Source organism: Bradyrhizobium sp. Ec3.3 (assembly GCF_000472925.1).
Lineage (GTDB): Bacteria > Pseudomonadota > Alphaproteobacteria > Rhizobiales > Xanthobacteraceae > Bradyrhizobium.
This window is the reverse complement of sequence record NZ_AXAS01000144.1, coordinates 1-2,770: the sequence shown is the minus strand read 5'-3', so window position 1 is coordinate 2,770 and position 2,770 is coordinate 1. Positions and strand designations below refer to the sequence as shown.

Below are 2,770 nucleotides of genomic sequence, written 5' to 3'. Positions count from 1 at the left end.
CCAACGCGCCAAGGCGCTCAGCGCTTGGAATCCAACTCTCGGTGATTCGTCGAATTCCGTCAAATTATTAGCGGTATTGTCAATGGCATATCGAGCGCTGCTTCAACAAGCTCAAGCACTTCCGCCGCTTCGCCACTCGATTTGACCGACGGGCAGTCTACTTCCTCGCCTTCGTCCACCTGGCCGCAATCTGCATCTGGTTCCGCTGAATGTGGATTTCGTCCTAGTCGAGCCGCGCATCGCGCGAGCTCTTCGGATAGCTTCCAGCGCCGGAAGGAGGCCGCACCGTCGCAGATCAGCGTCGGCGCCCCGCGGCCCGCTTTGATCGCCGCAGCCTGCCATCGATTGCGCGGAAGTTGCGCCTAGGCCGGCTTATGCCGTTTCGTTAATCCGCGGAGGTGCTGCCTTCCCCACGACGAAATAGACGAACCCGTAACCCGGGATGAACGCCGACAAGGCACAATTGAGGATAGACCTGTTTTGCAATCCTCGAATGATCCCCATTACCCGGCTAGCAAATACGGCAATCGTCAAAATCCAGTGCCAAAATGAACCCATAACCGAATCCCAATTTCCGACGCGTCCAGCGAGCTCCAATCAAAAACGGCCTCAGCTGGCCGGGGGGCAAATGCTGCGGCCGTTCGTAACTGCTCAAGCTGTTCTGCAGCTCGAAGCGTGGTTGAAACGCCACCCATGGCCGTTTGTTCCCGAACAGGAACGCCGGTCATTCGGCAGTCAGGGGCCGGTAGATTTGGGCCACGAGGCGCCCATACAGCCCCTTTCGTTCGTAGTAGGCCACGACGTGATGGTAGTGCCACATGGGAGAGCCTAAACGGCTGCGAGCTGTCGGATCAGCGCGCCGGCCGATGACGGGCCGTCCTCATAATCGTCGGGGCCGTGCTTTTTCGGCTGGGTGACGCTCCATCACATAGCTAACCGGTCGCCGATGCGCCATCTCACGGCCGAAAGGCCGGTCCGGCGTCGCCGAGATGACGCGGTCAATCCGCTCGCCGCAGTTCGCGTCGGCAGCCTCGAAGAGCTCGTTGGCCGAAAAAAATTTGGCACCAAGATCCATCAGCTCCTGATCTGGCGAAGCGGCGCGGGCGGCTGGGATCACGGGGATGGTTGCTGCGGCGGCTGCAAGTGCCGAGACAGCAAGAAAGTTACGACGGGATGTGTTACCCGCTGCTCCAGCACAGGAGGCGGAGAAACAGCAACTAGTCGATTGTTGATTTCCACTCCCGAGCGTCAATCGCCGCTTACCGACTTCAAATGGACGGTTCAGCAGAGCGATAAGAACCATCATTGATGCCGACATGAGAACTTGCATCGATCATCACCATCTTTGTCTCGCTCGAGCACCCGCAGATTGTTGCAAAGTGCCTGCACGCTTTCAGTTTTGAAGTTCACCTCGACCTCATGCGCGAAACGATTTCGTACCTTGCGCAGCGTATCGGATTGTTCCGCTTCGCGTTCGGTAATGAGGCCTAATGCGAGACATCCGGCAATCCTGGTGCTGAAGCTACCAAAACGGGCGTTGAAGCCTGACTGGAGGGCTTTAGCGCTTTGGTTCTCGATCATAAACGCGCCGAGAATGTCCCTGAGCAGCTTGTCAAGAAATGAAGTTGCTACCAGAGCGACACCGCGATCAGTTTCCCCGTGCAACTCCTGAAGCGCAGCCAGAAATCCCCTGTAGTGAGGGTCCTTCTCCCAAATCTCTTCACGACCAACTGCATAGGCCTCCAACCATTTCGGGGACTTTGTCGCTCAACACCACCTCCAACGTCGTGAGTTGCAGCAGGCCTCCTGTCTTCCTACTACCACCAGTTGAATGGGCCTCGTACAGGAAAGGCCCCAGCTTTCGCTAAGGCCTTGTACAGCTCGGTCGGGATAGGCGTGCCGTCTGTATGGTTCACACTCCCGTAGGACAGGGTAGCCACGCTTTGCATTGCCACGATAACACGGGACCGAAGCCCTAAAAAGCCAATACGTCTCCTATCAGACGCTTCCCCGGAGGCCGTGAACGACCGCGCTATGGTCGTTGGCCGGGCCATTCAAAAGTTTGGTCAACAGGACCTCCCTTGATTGACACGCCCGACATGGGTTCGGGCTGGCAAAAATTCAAGGCAGGTCGCTCTTGCGGCCTCCGCCTATCGAGACAGTGCCCATCCATACAATCGATTTTACCAATCCCACGAAATGAGGGTAGAAAACGTCAGTTTATTGAAATTGAACTCGGGCATATCCGAATGCGAGCCCGCTACTGCGAAACGCAGGGACCATGAGCCTGCTAACGTTACCGTCGTTGATGCAATCTCTAGTTGTCGAAAGCAATGTTATCTAAGGAAGATGCAATGACCCGCCCTACATCGCCGCCCGAGCCATTTGTAATCCTGGCAATGGCGAGGACCGGCACCCACTATCTTGAAGAGTTACTGAATGAGCATCCGAACGTGTTGAGCAACGGTGAGCTGCTCAATACATTTGATACGAATTGGCACGATAAGGATCGTTTGTTGCGGGGGGATCGCGAGCTTCTCGAGCTTGCGTATCTGCGCTATCCGACGCGAAGCGATAAGACCAAGCTGACGCATGTTGGTTGCAAGATCAACGAACCGCAGTTTCACGATCGTTCCGGTGTTTTTGCCGAGCTGGTTCGTTGGCCACGCCTCAAGGTCATCCTCGTGCTTCGGAGAAACACTATGGAATCGCTTCGATCGCTGGTGCAAGCAAGGCAGAGTGGCCAATGGCTGAAGTTCAGTTCTGACGG

The 2,770-nt window shown here is 56.2% G+C and carries 2 protein-coding genes and 2 pseudogenes; 2 read left to right on the top strand and 2 right to left on the bottom strand.

Annotated elements, in window-relative coordinates; genetic code table 11:
• Positions 1 to 77: 77 nt before the first annotated feature.
• A pseudogene (locus YUU_RS58055) lies at positions 78 to 209 on the top strand (IS5/IS1182 family transposase); the annotation flags it as partial.
• A gap of 671 nt (positions 210 to 880) precedes the next feature.
• Here YUU_RS58055 and YUU_RS59915 read toward each other — a convergent pair.
• Together YUU_RS59915 and YUU_RS54515 are read right to left on the bottom strand one after the other, a co-directional pair.
• Positions 881 to 1,330 (bottom strand): twin-arginine translocation signal domain-containing protein, encoded by a 450-nt coding sequence (locus tag YUU_RS59915; protein WP_156944946.1) that lies wholly within the window; start codon positions 1,328 to 1,330, stop codon positions 881 to 883.
• Positions 1,303 to 1,746, bottom strand: a complete 444-nt coding sequence (locus YUU_RS54515) for a hypothetical protein (RefSeq protein ID WP_051390288.1) — start codon at positions 1,744 to 1,746, stop codon at positions 1,303 to 1,305. The genes YUU_RS59915 and YUU_RS54515 overlap by 28 nt, the downstream gene beginning before the upstream one ends.
• 608 nt (positions 1,747 to 2,354) lie before the next feature.
• On the opposite strand from YUU_RS54515, the pseudogene YUU_RS0145685 reads away from it, so the two are divergent.
• Positions 2,355 to 2,770: pseudogene (locus YUU_RS0145685) on the top strand (sulfotransferase); the annotation flags it as partial.

Excerpts from the sequence above, each read along its gene's own strand:
- YUU_RS59915 (WP_156944946.1), bottom strand. The coding sequence starts at position 1,330 with ATGCAAGTTCTCATGTCGGCATCAATGATGGTTCTTATCGCTCTGCTG.